The organism is Oceanospirillum sediminis (assembly GCF_014164585.1).
Classification (GTDB): Bacteria; Pseudomonadota; Gammaproteobacteria; order Pseudomonadales; family Halomonadaceae; genus Oceanospirillum; species Oceanospirillum sediminis.
The window spans coordinates 149,920-167,711 of the sequence record NZ_JACJFM010000002.1; the positions used below are offsets into that span (position 1 = coordinate 149,920).

At 47.2% G+C, this 17,792-nt stretch carries 19 protein-coding genes and 1 pseudogene; 9 read left to right on the plus strand and 11 right to left on the minus strand.

Annotation, left to right across the window (positions count from 1 at the left end):
- Positions 1–13: 13 nt before the first annotated feature.
- The 4 genes from H4O21_RS02255 to rpoE are packed head-to-tail and all read right to left on the minus strand — an operon-like array spanning position 14 to position 2,741.
- Positions 14–490 (minus strand): SoxR reducing system RseC family protein, encoded by a 477-nt coding sequence (locus H4O21_RS02255; RefSeq protein WP_182807212.1) that lies wholly within the window; start codon positions 488–490, stop codon positions 14–16.
- Between the two features lie 39 nt (positions 491–529).
- Positions 530–1,435 carry a MucB/RseB C-terminal domain-containing protein gene (locus tag H4O21_RS02260; RefSeq protein WP_182807213.1) on the minus strand — a complete coding sequence of 302 codons (906 nt, stop codon included), beginning with the start codon at positions 1,433–1,435 and terminating at the stop codon, positions 530–532.
- Between the two features lie 22 nt (positions 1,436–1,457).
- The gene (locus H4O21_RS02265) at positions 1,458–2,099 is read right to left on the minus strand and encodes a sigma-E factor negative regulatory protein (protein WP_182807214.1); all 642 of its coding nucleotides are present in this window, start codon (positions 2,097–2,099) and stop codon (positions 1,458–1,460) included.
- A gap of 51 nt (positions 2,100–2,150) precedes the next feature.
- The gene (gene rpoE, locus H4O21_RS02270) at positions 2,151–2,741 is read right to left on the minus strand and encodes an RNA polymerase sigma factor RpoE (RefSeq protein WP_182807215.1); all 591 of its coding nucleotides are present in this window, start codon (positions 2,739–2,741) and stop codon (positions 2,151–2,153) included.
- A gap of 451 nt (positions 2,742–3,192) precedes the next feature.
- Here rpoE and nadB point away from each other — a divergent pair, with 451 nt between their 5' ends.
- On the plus strand, positions 3,193–4,797 hold the full coding sequence (gene nadB / locus H4O21_RS02275; RefSeq protein WP_182807216.1) for an L-aspartate oxidase: 1,605 nt from the start codon (positions 3,193–3,195) through the stop codon (positions 4,795–4,797).
- A 43-nt stretch (positions 4,798–4,840) separates the two neighbouring features.
- On the opposite strand, the gene H4O21_RS02280 is transcribed toward nadB, so the two are convergent.
- On the minus strand, positions 4,841–5,209 hold the full coding sequence (locus tag H4O21_RS02280; RefSeq protein ID WP_182807217.1) for a hypothetical protein: 369 nt from the start codon (positions 5,207–5,209) through the stop codon (positions 4,841–4,843).
- A gap of 1 nt (position 5,210) precedes the next feature.
- On the minus strand, positions 5,211–5,489 hold the full coding sequence (locus H4O21_RS02285) for an FAD assembly factor SdhE (protein WP_182807218.1): 279 nt from the start codon (positions 5,487–5,489) through the stop codon (positions 5,211–5,213).
- A gap of 209 nt (positions 5,490–5,698) precedes the next feature.
- On the opposite strand from H4O21_RS02285, the pseudogene ihfB reads away from it, so the two are divergent.
- The 3 genes and pseudogenes from ihfB to H4O21_RS02300 form a co-directional block, all read left to right on the plus strand.
- Positions 5,699–6,004: pseudogene (gene ihfB, locus H4O21_RS02290) on the plus strand (integration host factor subunit beta); the annotation flags it as partial.
- A 118-nt stretch (positions 6,005–6,122) separates the two neighbouring features.
- Complete coding sequence (locus H4O21_RS02295; protein ID WP_182807220.1) at positions 6,123–6,440, plus strand: LapA family protein; 318 nt, start codon at positions 6,123–6,125, stop codon at positions 6,438–6,440.
- Positions 6,433–7,605 (plus strand): tetratricopeptide repeat protein, encoded by a 1,173-nt coding sequence (locus H4O21_RS02300; protein ID WP_182807344.1) that lies wholly within the window; start codon positions 6,433–6,435, stop codon positions 7,603–7,605. The genes H4O21_RS02295 and H4O21_RS02300 overlap by 8 nt, the downstream gene beginning before the upstream one ends.
- A gap of 82 nt (positions 7,606–7,687) precedes the next feature.
- Here the strand turns inward: H4O21_RS02300 and pyrF are convergent, their stop codons facing one another.
- Complete coding sequence (gene pyrF / locus H4O21_RS02305) at positions 7,688–8,401, minus strand: orotidine-5'-phosphate decarboxylase (RefSeq protein ID WP_182807221.1); 714 nt, start codon at positions 8,399–8,401, stop codon at positions 7,688–7,690.
- 240 nt (positions 8,402–8,641) lie between these two features.
- Between pyrF and H4O21_RS02310 the strand changes: the two genes are divergently transcribed.
- Complete coding sequence (locus tag H4O21_RS02310; protein WP_220495469.1) at positions 8,642–9,001, plus strand: ComEA family DNA-binding protein; 360 nt, start codon at positions 8,642–8,644, stop codon at positions 8,999–9,001.
- Positions 9,002–9,093: 92 nt separating this feature from the next.
- Here H4O21_RS02310 and H4O21_RS02315 read toward each other — a convergent pair whose 3' ends face one another.
- Positions 9,094–9,855 (minus strand): SDR family oxidoreductase, encoded by a 762-nt coding sequence (locus H4O21_RS02315; RefSeq protein ID WP_182807222.1) that lies wholly within the window; start codon positions 9,853–9,855, stop codon positions 9,094–9,096.
- Between the two features lie 182 nt (positions 9,856–10,037).
- Between H4O21_RS02315 and H4O21_RS02320 the strand changes: the two genes are divergently transcribed.
- The 4 genes from H4O21_RS02320 to H4O21_RS02335 all read left to right on the plus strand — a co-directional run bounded on the left by H4O21_RS02320 (position 10,038) and on the right by H4O21_RS02335 (position 13,628).
- On the plus strand, positions 10,038–10,553 hold the full coding sequence (locus tag H4O21_RS02320; RefSeq protein ID WP_182807223.1) for an FxsA family protein: 516 nt from the start codon (positions 10,038–10,040) through the stop codon (positions 10,551–10,553).
- Between the two features lie 159 nt (positions 10,554–10,712).
- The gene (locus H4O21_RS02325) at positions 10,713–11,006 is read left to right on the plus strand and encodes a co-chaperone GroES (protein WP_182807224.1); all 294 of its coding nucleotides are present in this window, start codon (positions 10,713–10,715) and stop codon (positions 11,004–11,006) included.
- Between the two features lie 61 nt (positions 11,007–11,067).
- Positions 11,068–12,717, plus strand: a complete 1,650-nt coding sequence (groL, locus tag H4O21_RS02330; protein ID WP_182807225.1) for a chaperonin GroEL — start codon at positions 11,068–11,070, stop codon at positions 12,715–12,717.
- Between the two features lie 203 nt (positions 12,718–12,920).
- Positions 12,921–13,628, plus strand: a complete 708-nt coding sequence (locus H4O21_RS02335) for an RNA methyltransferase (RefSeq protein ID WP_182807226.1) — start codon at positions 12,921–12,923, stop codon at positions 13,626–13,628.
- 131 nt (positions 13,629–13,759) lie between these two features.
- On the opposite strand, the gene H4O21_RS02340 is transcribed toward H4O21_RS02335, so the two are convergent.
- From H4O21_RS02340 to H4O21_RS02350, 3 genes are read right to left on the minus strand one after another with little or no spacing between them, the layout of a single operon-like run.
- Complete coding sequence (locus H4O21_RS02340) at positions 13,760–15,397, minus strand: methyl-accepting chemotaxis protein (protein WP_182807227.1); 1,638 nt, start codon at positions 15,395–15,397, stop codon at positions 13,760–13,762.
- Positions 15,398–15,426: 29 nt separating this feature from the next.
- Complete coding sequence (locus tag H4O21_RS02345) at positions 15,427–15,675, minus strand: hypothetical protein (protein WP_182807228.1); 249 nt, start codon at positions 15,673–15,675, stop codon at positions 15,427–15,429.
- 29 nt (positions 15,676–15,704) lie between these two features.
- Entirely contained in the window at positions 15,705–17,765 is a 2,061-nt protein-coding gene (locus H4O21_RS02350; RefSeq protein WP_182807229.1) for an NHL repeat-containing protein, read from the minus strand.
- Positions 17,766–17,792: the final 27 nt, after the last annotated feature.

Here is a 17,792-nt window from a genome sequence, read left to right on the forward strand (position 1 = left end):
CCATCAGTTTTTATCATTCTGCAGATGAGCGCGTAATCACTTCATAACTGCCTGCAGAAGGGAATTTTCTCAATACAACGGGTTGATAATCCGGGTTAAACTGGTTTTTTCTGCTATACCAACGCACCAGTAAAAACCCGGATAACAAACCTGTAGCGGCCAGAAAAAAGCTCATTAGGGAATTACTGCCAAACCACTGTTCACCTATGACAGCCATTAGCATCATTACCAGCAACGGCATCAGGTAAACCAGAGCAGATCCCTTAAGAAACGCCTGCTCTCCCAGACCCAGAACCACCTGGTCTCCCGGCTTAAGCTCAAAATCAGTACGGACATAAAACTGCTGAATCTGCCCTTTACTGATTTTGCCCAGCAGAGAATGTCCGCAATGGCTTTTTGCGGAGCAACTCTGACAGGCAGACTGACGACAGGTCTCAACCCTGACACCGTCGTCATCCACAGCAACAACAAGTGCCTGTTCTTCTAACACCTTAAAAGCCTCGCAGGGCATGAGCCCCAATAATTACTATCAGAATGCTGCCGCCACTTTTCTTGCGGTATGCAAAGGTATTTCACCTACCACAGTGACAACACGAGCCGTGTTATTTCGTGTTACCATACGAACCACGACTACCGTTGCGCCATACTGATGAACGCCTTCTTTAAGTGAATCGTTTCTTAAAGGCTCAATAAACACCGAAAAGGTGCTCACTCCATCAGACAACCCGAACATATTGGCCAGATGATTCTCAGAGACAGGCACAGAGTCTTTGACCAGATAAACATCAAACCCTTCTGGTAACCAGGGCAAAGAAGCACCGTCTGCAGGAGCCTGCTGTTGATGCTCTTTTTTCAGAGGCGTGTCTCTGCGGACAAAGTTGAACGATGTAAACTGAAAGGTCTCCAGCTCCCTTGAAAGAGGATCAAGAGTGACCGATTTCAGCAATAGAGCTGATTCCTTGTCCAGCCATAACCTGTACCCCAGCCGCTGATTATCCCTGGGCGTTATCTCAACAATAACCGCTGGCCGCCCGACAACACGACCCTGCCCCTTCAACTGTAGCTGGTAATATTTTTTCACCTGCTCTAATCCCCCCGAGAAGCGTCCGACGGGGTTCCGGCCATGAATACGATCACTGGCTACCGTTTCGCCCGAAATTTTATGGACGATCTGGTCACCATGCTGCAAAAACTCTCTCGGCAAACCATCCAGATAGCTCAGACGGGACTGCTCACCCATCTCATTAACATCATGGCTCAGCTCTACCGTATCCAGCTGCCCTTCACGGGAATACACCAGCACCCCATTATAATGGTAGCTATGCATCGCTTCAGAGAAGCGTACCAGCCATTGATCAGCCGTAACAGCCGCTCGTCCGGGCACAGATATAAACATAGCCAGCAGCAGCAATCCTAAAGTGAAAGATCGGCACATAGTCAAACCTATCTCCTTCCGCTCAGTGGGCATCACCAGCAGCCTGATACCCAGCGACTCGAGCCATTGGCATCATACCGTGGCTACCGTTGGCTGCCACATATTCAGAATGCTGCATCAGATAGCCTCGGATAAGCTCTTCCTGCTTCAGCTTCTGGTTGTCGGCCAGAATGTAATTACTATCTGACCCTCCCGCGCTCACACGCTGGATGCCAATAGGGCTTTGCTGCAAGCCTCTGACAGGCAATGTCTGCTGCAGGACCTGAGGAGAAATAACTTGTTCAGCAATAACTGATGGACTGGTTTCATTACCGGGCATAAGCACCACCACTGCTGCTGCAACGGAAGCAGCAATAGCCCCTTTTCCTAACCAGCTGCCAGCCTGTTTCCATCGGCTCACTGGTAGTATGTTACCTTCATCCGGAATTCGATCTATACCCGGCGCAGGCTCATTATCAATGGCCTCAGTAATCCGGTCTGACAGATCAAAAAGTTCAGGCTGCTCAAGCTCTTTATGCATCACACTACGCATCAGGTGATAGCGGTGCCAGCAATCAGCAAGCTCGTCCTGTTCATCACAGGCTTTCAGCACACGGCGCAGTTCAAGCTCATCTGCCTCATTATCCATCAGATGCGAAAGCGACTGGCGAATTTGATCACTCATGGCTTACCTCTGTGTTACTCTGTTCCGATATTTCATCAGAACCTGATATTATTACTGTGTCACCGCCTCAGAACCAAACAATCGTTTGATTTCTTTATCAACGGCTTCCCTGGCCCGGAAAATTCTTGAACGCACCGTCCCAACAGGACATTGCATAATCTGAGCAATATCTTCATAACTCAGCCCATCCATCTCTCTGAGTGTGATCGCTGTTCTGAGTTCATCCGGAAGCGCACTAATTGCGTTAAAAACAGTCGCCTCCAGTTCATCCCTCTCCAAACGGCGGTCCGGAGAAGCATTATCGTTCAATCGCCCGTCATTATTCAGAATTTCCGCGTCATCATAATCAATATCTGTTCCCGGTGGCCTTCGCCCTCTGGAAACAATATGATTTTTTGCTGTATTGATCGCAATCCGGTAAAGCCATGTATAAAAGGCACTCTCCGAGCGGAAATTACCAATAGCACGATAAGCTTTGATAAAGGCTTCCTGAGTCACATCAAGAACTTCATGGGAATCCTGTATATACCGGCTGATCAGGGCAGCAATTTTATGCTGATACTTGCGCACCAGCAGATCGAACGCACGCTTGTCACCAGACTGAACACGTTCAACCAGTTGCTGATCCGTTTCCTTCGTCATCTCTCAACCTCAGTGTGCGTAAACAAGGGATCTCTGAATAAACATTCGCCTGCTTTTAAAATATCAGTTTAACGCTCATTCAACGATTCCTTTACACACAAAGCACAAGTGTTTCTTGCTGAATATAATTATATCCGCCAACCGTTCAGAACTATCAGATAATCCTGACGATGGCGTGACTTCCACTGAGTTCAGTTTACTGATTTTCTTCAAATAATCAGAACCATGGCAGAAGTATGATGTCCGGGCAAGCGATGTGATCCCGCAAAAGAACCCCCTGTGTTTGCTCGCAAACGACATATCAAACAGTACACGGTTTGTCTGACAGCGTTTTTTTAACTACCATCACATGCCGGACGTAACTGCTCTTATGACTCAGCCTTAACACAAAGGTTCATCATAGATCAGAGATATTTTATTTTTAATTGTACTGTTTGGAACACCAGCCATTATGAGTCAAGTCTTTCAGCACGATGTGCTTGTCATTGGTAGCGGAGCTGCGGGGCTATCCCTGGCCATCAAACTGGCCCGACATTGTTCCGTTGCGGTACTCAGTAAAACCACCCTGGATGATGGATCAACCCGCTGGGCTCAGGGAGGTATTGCTGCGGTACTGGATACCGAAGACAGCGTTGAGTCTCATGTCCAGGATACTCTGGTTGCCGGTAATAATCTGTGTGACCCGGAAGCGGTTCGTTTTACTGTAGAAAATGGCAAAGACAGTATTGACTGGCTGATAGAGCAGGGCGTGCCTTTCACTCCCAATGATGACAGTAATAATAACGGCCAGCCTTACCATCTGACCCGAGAAGGCGGACATAGCCATCGCAGAATTATTCATGCGGCGGATGCAACCGGGTTTGCTGTTTCCAGTACATTGATTGAACAGGCAAAGCGTCACGACAATATCGAAATATTTACCAATCGCATGGCAGTCGACCTGATCACCCGACGCAAACTGGATGCTGAAGGTCATGGCTGTGCTGGCGCTTATGTTCTGAACTGCGAAACAGAACACGTTGATGTTTTTAAAGCCCGCTTCGTCGTACTGGCCACAGGCGGAGCCAGTAAAGTTTATCTTTATACCAGCAACCCGGACGGTTCTTCGGGTGATGGTATCGCTATGGCATGGCGAGCCGGTTGTCGGGTCGCCAATATGGAATTTAATCAATTCCATCCAACTTGCCTGTACCACCCACAGGCAAAATCATTCCTGATTACCGAAGCCTTACGCGGAGAAGGTGCTCACCTTCTGTTACCGGATGGTAACCGCTTTATGCCTCGCTTCGATGAAAGGGCCGAACTGGCTCCACGCGACGTGGTTGCAAGGGCCATTGATCACGAGATGAAGCGACTGGGCAGTGATTGTGTTTATCTGGATATCAGCCATAAACCAGCTGACTTTATTCGCCAGCATTTTCCTACAGTGTATGAGAGATGCCTGGAGTTCGGCATTGATATCACCCGGGATCCGATTCCGGTCGTACCTGCAGCGCACTATACCTGTGGTGGCGTTATGGTTAATCTGAATGGTCAGACAGACCTTCCTAACCTGTACGCGATTGGTGAAGCCAGTTTTACCGGATTACACGGTGCTAATCGCATGGCCAGTAACTCTTTACTGGAGTGCCTGGTCTATGCGGATGCAGCAGCCAGAGATATCCTGAACAAACTCTCAGATACTCCGGCGCCCCCGGATGTCCCACCCTGGGATGAGAGTCAGGTGACAGATTCAGATGAAGATGTTGTGATCTCTCACAACTGGGATGAACTCCGACGCTTCATGTGGGATTATGTAGGTATTGTCAGAACGAATAAGCGACTGCAACGAGCCAGACACAGAATCGATCTGTTGAATAACGAAATTGCGGAATATTACTGGAATTACAAAGTATCCGGTGATCTGATCGAACTCAGAAACCTGTCACTGGTCGCAGACCTGATTATACGCTCGGCCTTAATGCGCAAAGAAAGCAGAGGGCTTCATTTTACTCTGGATTACCCCGATGCCAGTACAGAACCCCGTAATACAATTCTGACTCCGGATCAGTGGTAATATATTCTTATCACAGCCTCTGACTATCTGGTTAATGGATAGCTCAGAGGTCTGTTGACATTCTCAGCCATAAACGTAACTGCCTTCGACCCTCCGGGTCAGAATTATCAGGCAACAAACAAACGGTTATCCAGTTACCCTGTGCATCCACGAACTTTAGCTGAATCCAGTACACACCAAACAACCACCATTGATATAACGCCACCTTCCGTACATCATTCTGCCCCGGAAGCACCAGACTCCAATCACCATCGCTGAAACGAATAGCCTTAATCAGATGCATTCTGTCTGTGCGATACCAGCGTAAAGATAGCACCATGCAAGGGGTCAACAGGCAGGACAGTTCATAACTGTAAAAAGCAGCAACAGAGAGGCATAGCAAATGGCTGACAAGGAGCCAGCCATTAAGCAAATCAGAGGTTCCGGAACACAGACAGATCAGCTGTTTCGGAGTAGGCAAGTATTTTCTCCACCATATCCTTATGCTCTGAAGATTCAGGAATTTCTCTTTTCATCAACCAGACGAACAGATCCTGATCTTCACATTCCAGTAACTTTTCATACCTGTCCTGATCCTGTTCGCTTAACAACCGAAAACAGTCTCTGACAAAAGGAACCAGCATAAGATCCAGTTCCCACATCCCTCTGCGGCTCTGCCATTGCAGACGCTTTACTCTCTCTTCAACACTCATTGGCAATTCTTAATTTCTGTCGGTCAGGATTTATATTTATGAGTATACCCTGCATCAGAAATATTCCCCAGCCCGTTACGACCAATGATAAAAAAACAAAAAACTACTTTTTTCCATTGATTTTTCACTAACCTTTTGTTTAATACAGGTTTATCCTTTAAAGATAAGCATTCGACAGCTGAGAGAAGAATAACAAGCGGACTAACAGGAATACCGAAATGACTAAATCAGAACTGATCGAACAAATAACCCTGAAACAACCCGAATTATCGGCCAAAGAAGTAGAAGCCGCAGTGAAAATTCTACTGGAGCAGATTACCGACACCCTGGCAACCGGAGGGCGGGTTGAAATACGCGGATTTGGCAGTTTTTCTCTGCACTACCGTGAGCCTCGTACAGGCCGCAACCCAAAAACTGGCGAAGCTGTTAAACTGACAGGTAAGTTTGTCCCTCATTTTAAACCGGGTAAAGAGTTAAGAGAACAGGTTGATGAAGCCAAAAAATTACGTGGATGACACTGAACGCGACTAATTGACGGCAATTCCTGTCAAAACATCTTAGATCTTCGGATGAGATTCCCTAAAATTACTGGCATAATTCGCCTCAGTGAATTAGTAATCTCTGGGAGTCAAAATGCGCTGGATAAAAGGTGGTATTTTTCTGGTCATCGTTGCTGCAATGATGGCTGCAGGTATCCTGTTCTCTTCTCGTAACACATCAACATATGCCGTAGATCTTGTTGTGCTTAAGTTGCCTGAAATCAACATTGCACTACTGATCCTTGCATCGATTGTTATCGGTATCGTGGCAGGCTGGCTATTATCCGTTAACACTTACATCCGTCTTAAGACGGGACAGATGAAGGTTGAAAAAGACCTGAAGCTGGCCAGAAAAGAGCTGGACTCGCTGCGTCTGGCTGGTATTAAAGGCCACGGGACAGGTAATGAATGAGCTGTTATTACTCGCAGCTTTCACTTGTGCCGTAGCCCTGGGCTGGTATTTCAGTCGTCTGTCTTTATTTAGCCGAAAAAAACACTCTGTTAACAACCAGCTGAATAAAGACTACTTTACCGGCCTGAGCTACCTGCTGAATGATCAGCAGGACCAGGCCATTGAAACCTTTATGCGGGTTCTGGAAATCAATCCGGAAACAATTGATACACACATAGCGATGGGAAACCTGTATCGCAGCAAAGGCGATACAGAGAAAGCTATCCGGATCCATCAGAATCTGTTCGCCCGCCCATCTCTGAGTCAGGAGCTTACCCAGCGGGTACAACTTGAACTGGCCAGAGATTTTTTTGCCGCCGGTCTCTACGACAGAGCTGAGCGCCTGCTGCAAGAACTGAACGATTCAGTTTCTTCCGATATACGTCTCAATAGTCACTTGCTGCTATTAAGGATTTATGAGCAGGAAAAGGAGTGGCAGAAAGCCATTAATACCGGCAGCAGTAATCTGCTAAAAGATCAGCCCGATAGCCGAAAATCACTGGCTCACTATTACTGTGAACAGGCGGAACAGGAAATTCAGCAACAGCATCTGACACAGGCCAGAAAACTATTAAAGCAAGCCTTATACTACGATCCAGGCTGTATCCGGGCTAACTGGATTGCAGCAGATCTGGAGTTTCGCAACCATAACCTGAGAAAAGGCCGGTCTATTTTACTCAGGATTCCGGAACAGGACCCCAGTTTTTATTCGCTGATTCTTCCCAGGCTGAATGGTATTATCAGCAACAAGGAGATGCACAGGATACTGGATCAGGCCATTGAGGCTTTTCCATCCAGAACGGCAGTGGCATTAAAAACAGACTTGCTTCAGATGGAACTGAACAATGATGCGGCTCTGGGCTATCTGGAAGCTCTATCGGATAAACAAAAGCTGCATAGTCCCTTTATGGTTGCCAGAGAGCTACGATATATCTCTTCCCCTCTGGCACCGGGTCTCCACAAAAGCAGACTGGATGGCTTACTGAACAGATTAAACACCTATGAGTCTTTACAGCACAACCTACGCTGTCTGAGCTGTGGATTCAAAAGCCATCAAAGCGAACTCTGGCAGTGCCCGAAGTGCAGAAGCTGGGGAACAATTCGCCCGGACGACAGACTGAATTAATAACACAGACAGCTCTCACAAGAGAGTATTCCAGCACTCCGGTAGAAACTCTGCACAGAGTGCTGTCTTATTCAGATCAGGATTAGCCCCTGACTGTCGCAATTTCCTGCTCAATCAATACCAGGGCCTGCATAGGATCTTCCGCTCGGGTAATCGGACGCCCAATAACCAGATAATCACTACCATCCAGAAGCGCTTTTGCAGGTGTTACAATACGCTGCTGATCACCTTTTTCAGCAAAAGACGGCCGAATCCCGGGTGTAACCAGTTTAAAATCAAGCGGCAACGCTTCTCTCAGCATGACCGCTTCCTGAGCAGAACACACTACACCATCCAGTCCAGACTGCTCTGTCAGAGCAGCCAGATGCATAACCTGTTCAGCTGGCGAAGCATTAATACCGGTCTGCCGCAACTGGATATCATCCATGCTGGTCAGCACAGTCACAGCAATCAGCAAAGTATCATGGCCGTGATCCCTCAGGCGTCGGGCAGATTCTTCCATCATAGGACGCCCACCACAGGCATGAACATTCACCATCCAGGCACCACAGTCCGCAGCAGCCAGTACAGCCTGAGCTGTCGTATTCGGAATATCATGAAATTTCAGATCAAGAAAAACCCGGAATCCCTTTTTAGTCAGCATTTCAACAATAGAAGGCCCTGAACGGGTAAAAAGCTCTTTACCCACTTTCAGCTGGCAACGTCCGGGTTCCAGTTGCTCGACAAATTCCAGCGCCTGGCGAGCATCAGCATAATCCAGAGCAACAATAATCGGGTTTTCAGGGTGTACAGACATATTCTCAGATCCTCAGTATAAACCTCAGATATTATATGCCGCCATGAAGCAGGTTACATCCATGATATTTCCCTCAGACTATCATCGCATCCTCCCTTCAATTACTGTCGCCAAAATAACTTTAATATCAGAAGAAACGACTATATACGACTTTTTGACTAAATAAGTATAGAAATTACTGTCGGATTCGCCAGGATTAATAAAGCCATGAGGGCTTATATCAACACAGGAGGAAGTGTTATGCACATTCAGGCAACATCCGATACACAACACCGGGGTAAAGTAAACATATGGACAACGGTTATGTGGCTGATACTGAGCTGTCTGTTACTGAGCTCCGGGGGCGCACTGGCAGAAACTGGCCCTGATCAGCCAAAAACAGAAGAAACACAGCAAAGTGTTGCAACACAAACAATCAGTATTAATAGCGCAACGGTCAATCAGCTTACCCTGTTAAAAGGTATCGGAATAAAAAAAGCAGAGCGTATTGTGCAGTATCGAACAGAGCATGGGCCATTTAAAACCCTGGAGGCCGTAACGGCAGTCAAAGGAATCAGCCTGCGAATCATCAATCAGAACAGAGAGGAGCTTACGCTATAACGATAGTGATATACGGATCTGCAGTTGAAACTGGCAATAAAAAAGGAGGTCAGCAGACCTCCTTTTTCAACATAGCAGCATCTGGAAAATAATCAGATACGCAGGCCACCATCACATTCAATAACACGACCAGTGAAGTAATCGTTTTCCAGAATGTACTCAACAGAGTGAGCAATTTCATCTGGCAGACCCAGACGCTTCATTGGAATCACAGAACATACTTTTTCCAGCGCTTCAGGCTTCATGCCCGCAGTCATATCAGTCTCGATAAAACCAGGTGCGATTGCACCGACACGAATACCGTAACGTGACAGCTCCTTAGCCCAGGTTACCGCCATATTAGCAACACCTGCTTTGGCAGCAGTGTAATTTGTTTGCCCCATGTTACCCGAACGAGAAATACTGGAGATGTTGATAATCACACCTTTAGTTCCTTTCTCAATCATCTGAACAGCGGCTTCACGAGCACACAGAAATACACCTGTCAGGTTAACATCAATCACCTGTTGCCAGCTCTGCAGAGACATTTTCTGCACAACCTGACCATCTTTAGCTTTGATAAACAGGCCATCACGAGTAATACCCGCATTATTCACCAGACCGTCAATGCGACCAAAATCGTCAGCAATCTGAGCAAATGTATTTTCCACCTGAGCTTCTTCTGCGACGTTTGCAATATAGCTTTTTGCTTCAGAGCCCGCTTCGGCAACCAGACCAACTGTTTCATCCAGTTTTTCCTGATTCAGGTCAACCAACGCCAGCTTAGCGCCTTTCGCAGCCAGACGCAGAGCCATCTGACGACCCAGACCCTGACCACCACCTGTAATCACTACTACTTTATCTTGCAAATCCATAACTACCCCCTGGGTTTATTCATACATTTTATTTTATTTTTTCTGAACAACATTACAGTTTGTGCATCGCAATATAACTCATTTTTTCGCACATGCGAACCCCGATGTTTAAAACAGATGACACCTTGAAATCCAGGCTATCATCCCCATGTCAGGTAAAAAGCTCACAGGACAAAGATAAAATGAATAAATTTCTGCTGGTCTTCATTGCCGTTCCCCTGATAGAGATGGTTGTTCTGATCAAGGTCGGAGAACAGATTGGAGCGCTCAGTACAATCGCTCTGGTCATCCTGACCGCTGCGATCGGCATTTCTCTCCTTAAAAAACAAGGAGTTGCAATGCTCAATAGAGCAAACTGGAAACTGAATCAGGGACAGTTACCAGCTAAGGAAATGGCAGAAGGTATTGTTTTGGCAGTAGGTGGCGCATTATTACTGACCCCCGGATTTGTGACCGATGCACTGGGTTTCGCCTGCCTGTTACCTTTTAGTCGTAATTTTATTCTGAATCAGGTCTTGAAAAATATTTCCTTCGGCCATATCCATAGTTCCGGGCCGACAGGTTATCAGTCTTATCATCATGCCAGCCCTGAGCAGGAACCTTTCCTGCACCAGGGTCAGCGTCCATTCGGAGAGGATACATCGGCATCTTCTCGTAATGGCGATGTCATTGATGGCGAGTTTGAGCGAAAAAAATAACTTCAGGCCATTGAATTTAAATACTGAGTCCCCAGATAGTGAGACATCAGTATGTTTCTTTCAGAGAGACAATCTCTGAAGATTGAAAACAACATCATGGGTAAAACCCGAGACCTAAAGATTGACGTTAAACGATCTTTTTTCAGGAGTGAGTTAAGAATGAACATCCGTCCTTTACACGACCGCGTTGTAATTCGCCGCAAGGAAGAAGAAACGACTACCGCAAGCGGTATCGTTCTGCCAGGCTCTGCAACTGAAAAGCCTAATCAGGGTGAGGTTGTGGCAGTAGGTTCTGGCCGTGTACTGAATAATGGTGAAGTACAGGCAATGAGCGTTAAAGTGGGCGATAAAGTCCTGTTTGGTCAGTACGCTGGCAGCAACACCGTTAAACTTGATGACGAAGAGCTGCTGATCATGAGCGAAAACGAAATCTTCGCTGTTCTGGAAAGTTAATTTCTACTTCCCTTATCAGACTAAGACAAATTTTCTGAGTTTTTTTACAGGATTTTAAAAAATGGCTAAAGACGTATTATTTGGTAATGACGCGCGTCAGCGTATGCTGGCAGGTGTTAATGTACTGGCTGACGCAGTAAAAGCAACACTGGGGCCTAAAGGTCGCAACGTTGTTCTGGACAAATCTTTCGGCGCGCCAACCGTAACAAAAGACGGTGTATCTGTTGCTAAAGAGATCGAACTGAAAGACAAGTTCGAGAACATGGGCGCACAGATGGTTAAAGAAGTTGCATCTAAAGCAAATGATGTAGCAGGTGACGGTACAACGACAGCGACAGTTCTGGCCCAGGCAATCGTAACAGAAGGCCTGAAATCCGTTGCGGCTGGCATGAACCCTATGGATCTGAAACGCGGTATCGATAAAGCAACGGTAGCCGTTGTAGAAGAGCTGAAAGCAATGGCAGTGCCATGTGCAGACTCTAAAGCTATCGCTCAGGTAGGCACTATCTCTGCTAACTCTGACACCACTGTAGGTAACATCATTGCAGAAGCAATGGAGAAAGTGGGTAAAGAGGGCGTTATCACTGTAGATGAAGGCCGCGGCTTCGATGACGAGCTGGAAGTTGTGGAAGGTATGCAGTTTGATCGCGGTTACCTGTCTCCGTACTTCGTAAACAACCAGGATAAGATGGCTGTTGAGCTGGACGATCCAATGCTGCTGCTGGTTGACAAGAAAATCTCTAACATCCGTGAACTGCTGCCAGTTCTGGAAGGCGTAGCCAAGTCTAACAAGCCTCTGGTAATCATCGCTGAAGACATCGAAGGCGAAGCGCTGGCAACTCTGGTTGTTAACTCTATGCGCGGCATCGTTAAAGTTGCTGCAGCTAAAGCACCTGGTTTCGGTGATCGTCGTAAGGCAATGCTGCAGGACATCGCAACTCTGACTGGCGGTACAGTGATCTCTGAAGAGGTTGGCCTGAGTCTGGAAACTGCAGGTATTGAGCATCTGGGTACAGCTAAGCGCGTAACCATGAGCAAAGAAAATACGACTGTTATTGATGGTGCTGGCCAGGCTTCTGATATCGACGCTCGCGTTGCACAGATTCGCGCTCAGATTGAAGAAACAACATCTGATTACGATAAAGAGAAGCTGCAGGAACGTGTTGCTAAACTGGCAGGCGGCGTAGCAGTAATCAAAGTCGGTGCAGGCACCGAAATTGAAATGAAAGAGAAAAAAGCTCGCGTTGAAGATGCTCTGCACGCTACCCGCGCAGCAGTAGAAGAAGGCGTAGTACCTGGCGGTGGTGTTGCTCTGATCCGTGCTCTGGCGAAAGTTAAGGGTCTGGAAGGTGAAAACCACGATCAGAACGTAGGTATTGAGCTGGCATTCCGTGCCATGGAAGCACCTCTGCGTCAGATTGTAGGTAACGCAGGTGAAGAAGGCTCTGTTGTTGTAGCAAACGTTCGCAATGGCGAAGGTAACTTCGGCTACAATGCAGCAAACGGCGAGTATGGCGATATGCTGGAAATGGGCATCCTGGACCCGGCTAAAGTAACTCGCTCTTCTCTGCAGGCAGCTTCTTCTGTAGCAGGTCTGATGATCACAACTGAAGCTATGGTAACAGATGCTCCTGAAGAGAAAGGTGCTGGTGGCGGTATGCCTGATATGGGTGGCATGGGCGGTATGGGTGGTATGGGCGGCATGATGTAATCATCCTCCTTGAAACCCGGTTGCTTAATCGCACCATATAGCTTTAGAAATATTCAATCCTGAATATTTCCCTAAGCAAGAAGCCCTGCCTATAATGGCGGGGCTTTTTTATATCTGTTGTTTTATGCGGAGTAAACCACTGCCGAAACAACATCAGGCAAAGTCTGTCTCAATCTTCCATAACCATTCCCTGATCCCTGAATATGCTTAATAGAGTCCGCATTGTACTAGTTAACACCTATCATCCCGGCAATATTGGTTCAGCAGCCAGAGCCATGAAAGTCATGGGATTGGATCGCCTGTATCTGGTAAGCCCTGCTCAGTTTCCCCATGAAGATGCCTCAACAATGGCAGCTGGTGCAGAGGATATTCTGGATAAGGCCACGATTACATCCTCACTGGAAGAAGCTGTCGCTGACTGCACTTACGTCATTGCTACCAGCGCCCGTCCACGCTCACACCAGGTTCCAGCGATGACACCAGGACAATGCGCTGAATTTACAGCAGAACAACCAGAAACAGATGAAATAGCCATTGTATTTGGCAGAGAACGCAGCGGCTTAACCGCCGAAGAATACCATCGTTGCAACCGTCATGTATTTATTCCAGCTAATCCGGATTACGCTATTCTGAATATGGCGTCGGCAGTACAGATTATTACTTACGAGCTGTATCAGAAAAGCCTGACGGAATTTAACCCCGTGCCGGGACAATCCGAGTGGCCCAATAATAAAGAGATGGGGTTCTTTTTTGATCGAATGGAAAAAGCCCTGGAAAATGCCGACTACTTTAAAGGCAAACCACAGGATATTACTTTCGGTAAATTAAGAGCGTACTTCCAGCGAAATCTGCCTGAGAAGTTCGAACTCAGCCTGCTACATGGCATCGTCAAGCGCCTGAAAGGCAACTAGCCAGATGGGCTAAACGTAAAAAACCGGAATCCGGTACAATCCGGATTCCGGCCTGATGCACAGAGCGGCAGGGATTAACCTACTTTAAAACGATTAACCTACTTTAAAACGATTAACCTACTTTAAAACGATTAACCTACTTTAAAACGATTAATCATGCCGATCATATCTTTTGATACCCCATCCAGATCATGGCTGGCTGCCGCCAACTGAGCAGACTCTGCTGCAACACTGGTTGTCAGATCCTTCAGATTCATCACATTCTGGTTAATACTATTAACCGTAGAGCTCTGCTCTTCAGATGATGCCGCGATCTGCTGACTCATACTCTGAATAGCCATCACCTCATCAGTAATACTACTCAGTGCTGAACCTGCCTCAGAAGAGGTATCTGCAGCACTGTTTGCTTTTTCAGCACCCCGGCTCATCACTTCAACCGCTTCTTCTGCAGCTGCCTGCAGCTTCTCAACAATAGTCTGAATTTCGGTTGTTGATTCCTGGGTCCGCTGAGATAGCGTTCTGACCTCATCAGCAACAACGGCAAAACCACGACCTGCTTCACCAGCTCGCGCCGCTTCAATAGCCGCATTCAGCGCCAAAAGATTGGTCTGTTCGGCAATACCACGGATCACTTCCAGTACCGTATCAACATTGCGACTATCTTCTGCAAGTCGGGAAATCACATCACCGGCCTGATTGATATCCTGAGCCAGTAACTGAGCCTCAGAAATATTACGCTGAATAATCTTCTGGCTACCCTCTGACTCTTTAGCTGCATGAATACTGGATTCTGTTGCGGCGATAGTACGACTGGTCACCTCATCCACACTAGCCAGCATCTGCTGCATGGCACTGGCCAGCTGCTCTGCATCCTGCTGCTGCTGGTGCAGACTGTTATCCACTGATGCTGTCGAGGCTGCCATTTGCGATGAGGCCGTAGCCAGTCGATGTCCGGCATCGCTGACATTGCGCATAATATCCTGAATAGAAGCAACAAAACTATTAAAGTAACGCGCCAGATCAACCAGCTCAGTACTGCCCTCTTCCTTAAGACGCTGCGTCAGATCACCATGACCTTCCGATAAGTCCTTCATTGCCTTCACAGTACTGTTCAGAGGAGTTGTGATACTGCGGATAAAGAAAGCCAGAATGACAGACAGAATAACCAGAATAACTGCCGCATTCACCATAGACATCACTTCTGAACGGTTAATATCAGCCTGTAATGCCTCCATATTCAGACCACTACCCAGCACCCATTGCCAGGGCGCAAACTGAGCCGCATAACTGGTCTTAGGATCAAGCTGTTCTTTATTCTGACTATTAGGCCATTTATAGTCTACAAACGCCCCGCCATTACGCGCAGCATCATAAAGAGACTGTACAAAAGTGTGCCCTGTCGGATCTTTCAGTCTCAGAATATTCTTACCAACCAGCGCCTTTACACCGCTGGCTAACTGAACACCGGAACTATCACCAACAAAAATATAGTTCCCATCGTCAAAGCGCATGGCCGAAATAGCCGCCAGCGCCTGCGTCTTCGCTTCCTCTTCACTCAGAGCACCCTGCTTACTGAGTTGATAATAATGATCTGCTACCCCGACAGCACTCTCTACCAGCAGGGTAACGCCTTTTTCATAACTGTCTCTAAGATGCTCTCTGGTTTTAGCCGTATCCAGCAACGTATTTGCAATCAATCCAACAGCAAAAAGAGCCAGGATCATCCAGGCTCTTATTGCAATGGATATCTTCGAGAAGCCACTCGCCATGATATACCCCTTATATACCAGCGGTAATATTATTCAGTTGGTCCAGTCAGACACTGACTCTTCAGTGCTTTTCTATGACGACTATGCAGGTCTTTCAGGCTGTTAATAGCCTGCTCCTTTTTATCCTGTTGAGCGGACTCAACCTCAACGATGACTTCCCTGAACTGATTCAGCAGAGCCTCAGACTCTGCACAGGAAGCGGCTGAAGGACCCGCTTCTGAACCACTTTGTCTGTGCTTCAACCGTTTACCGGTAGCACGCTGAAATACGTTACCCATTCTCTCCCTTCTCTCTGTTTACCAATGCATCAGTATTCAAACTGATAAACATTAACCCTGTTTAATGCACAATCAGGAAGAAAGACTTTGCCTTCCCTGACATGCAGCAGATACGGCATCCAGAGCTGACCCTTTTCAGCATCCGCCCCAAAACCGCTGAAGCTATCAATAAAGTTTCCCTGAGTATCAAATACCTTAATAGCCCGATTAACGAGATCGGACACAAATAAAAAGTTATCTTCGTGCTCAATACTGGTTGGCAGTAAAAATTTAGCTCCAGTGACACCATAACCGGCCTCACCAAAGCTATTCAGCCATGCACCATCACGATCAAAAATCTGAATACGATTATTAAACTGATCGGTCACATAACACAGACCATCTTTATCCACAGCGATATCTGACGGTGTATGGAACTCCCCGTCACCTTCGCCAAGAGAACCAAAAGTATCGACCAGTCCGGCAATACCAATAGCGTTCAGACGCCACCTGGCAATACGATTATTACCTGAATCAGCAATTAGAATATCGTTAGTGGACGGATCAATAGCAATGCCCTGAGGCTTATTTAACTGCCACGGAGCAGAACCCAGGCTGCCAAACACCGTATAGGGCACCAGCTCTCCCAGAATAGGGCTGTACTGGTAAATAGTGACAATAGCGCTCAGATAATTACTGACCACCAATAAGGGCACGGACGGATCGAGTTGCCCCGGAAGAGGGCTATCGGGTGTCAGGGCAGCAATACCCAGCGAACCCGGCAACATTGGCAAACTGACCGGGCGGGCACTACCCGGACGGGCTTCTTCTGTTGCCTGTAGCTGGTAGTTACCCGCATCGACCATCCACAGCAGTTCATCCGGAGTTTCAAACTTCTCTCCAAGAAACATGCGCCACCAGCTTTGTTGCCATCGCTGCATCCACTCAGCCTGCCAGCCAACGCCCAGACTCAGCCAGGAAGGCATCCCCGCAGGCTGCATCATCTGAACCACCTGTTCCTGCAGATTTTGCTGATAATTCAGCCACTGCTCAAGCTGAAGGTTTGCATTGTAACCCTCTCTTTCATCTTTAGGGACAACATCACCGGCTACCGAAGTCACAAAATGTAGCTGCCCCGGGTTATCTCTTTCATCACCAACACTTACCAGCACATTGGTTGCCCGGCTATTATTACGCTGTACTGTACGCAGATTAATTTCGTGCAGCTGCAATGACGCCAGAATTGGCTCAGTAATCAGCAAGCGGTTTTCTCCGGGGTGCTCTGTAATCTGAATTGGGGCAAAAAAGCCTTCCAGCTTTCCTTGTTTACGACCATTCATGCCATACACAGAAATCGCATTAGCTTCACCACCAGGAATCAGAATTCTCCCTTGCACACAGGCCACATCCCTTGCCAGCTCTAAACCATCAATATAGGATTTTTTAAGACCACTGAAAGGGACACCATTTCCCTGCCAGTCACAGCGAACGACGGTATTAAAGCCAGTATTAGCAATACAGATATTGCCCTGACTATCCAGACTAAGCCCCTGAGGCCAGAGCAGGTGCAGAGGATCAGAGCTGTACTGACAATCAATCTCATGAATACTGCGTTTATATTCACCATCATCACTGAAGATTACTAAGCGGCTTTCACCATCACTACCTTCATAGAATTCATCGGCAACACAGACCTCTCCAGCCGCAAGCACAATACCGTTAGGCCCTTTCAGGTCTACAGCAGGCTCATTACCAAAACATTTCAGAGGGTTAATATTCAGATGATTGTCATACTGCAGGATATGAATTCGGTAGTTACCGATATCTGTGACATAAATCCAGTTTTTGTCCGGGTGAGCCAGTAAACGAAATGGCATGTTGAATTGCCCGGCTCCATCCCCCACCGTGCCGAATACGGCCAGAATATGCTTCAGGTTCTGGTCAAAAATCACAAGGCGATTATGCGCAGTATCTGCCAGCCAGACATTTCCCATACGGTCAACACAACTGCCGACAGGAGTGTTCAGTGAAATATTCCCATCAGTGGCTGCAGGCAAATCCGGCAGTTGATCCACTGTCTTACCAATATATGAATGATACGATATTCCCATCCGCCCGTTCCTTATAACTCCTTGTGG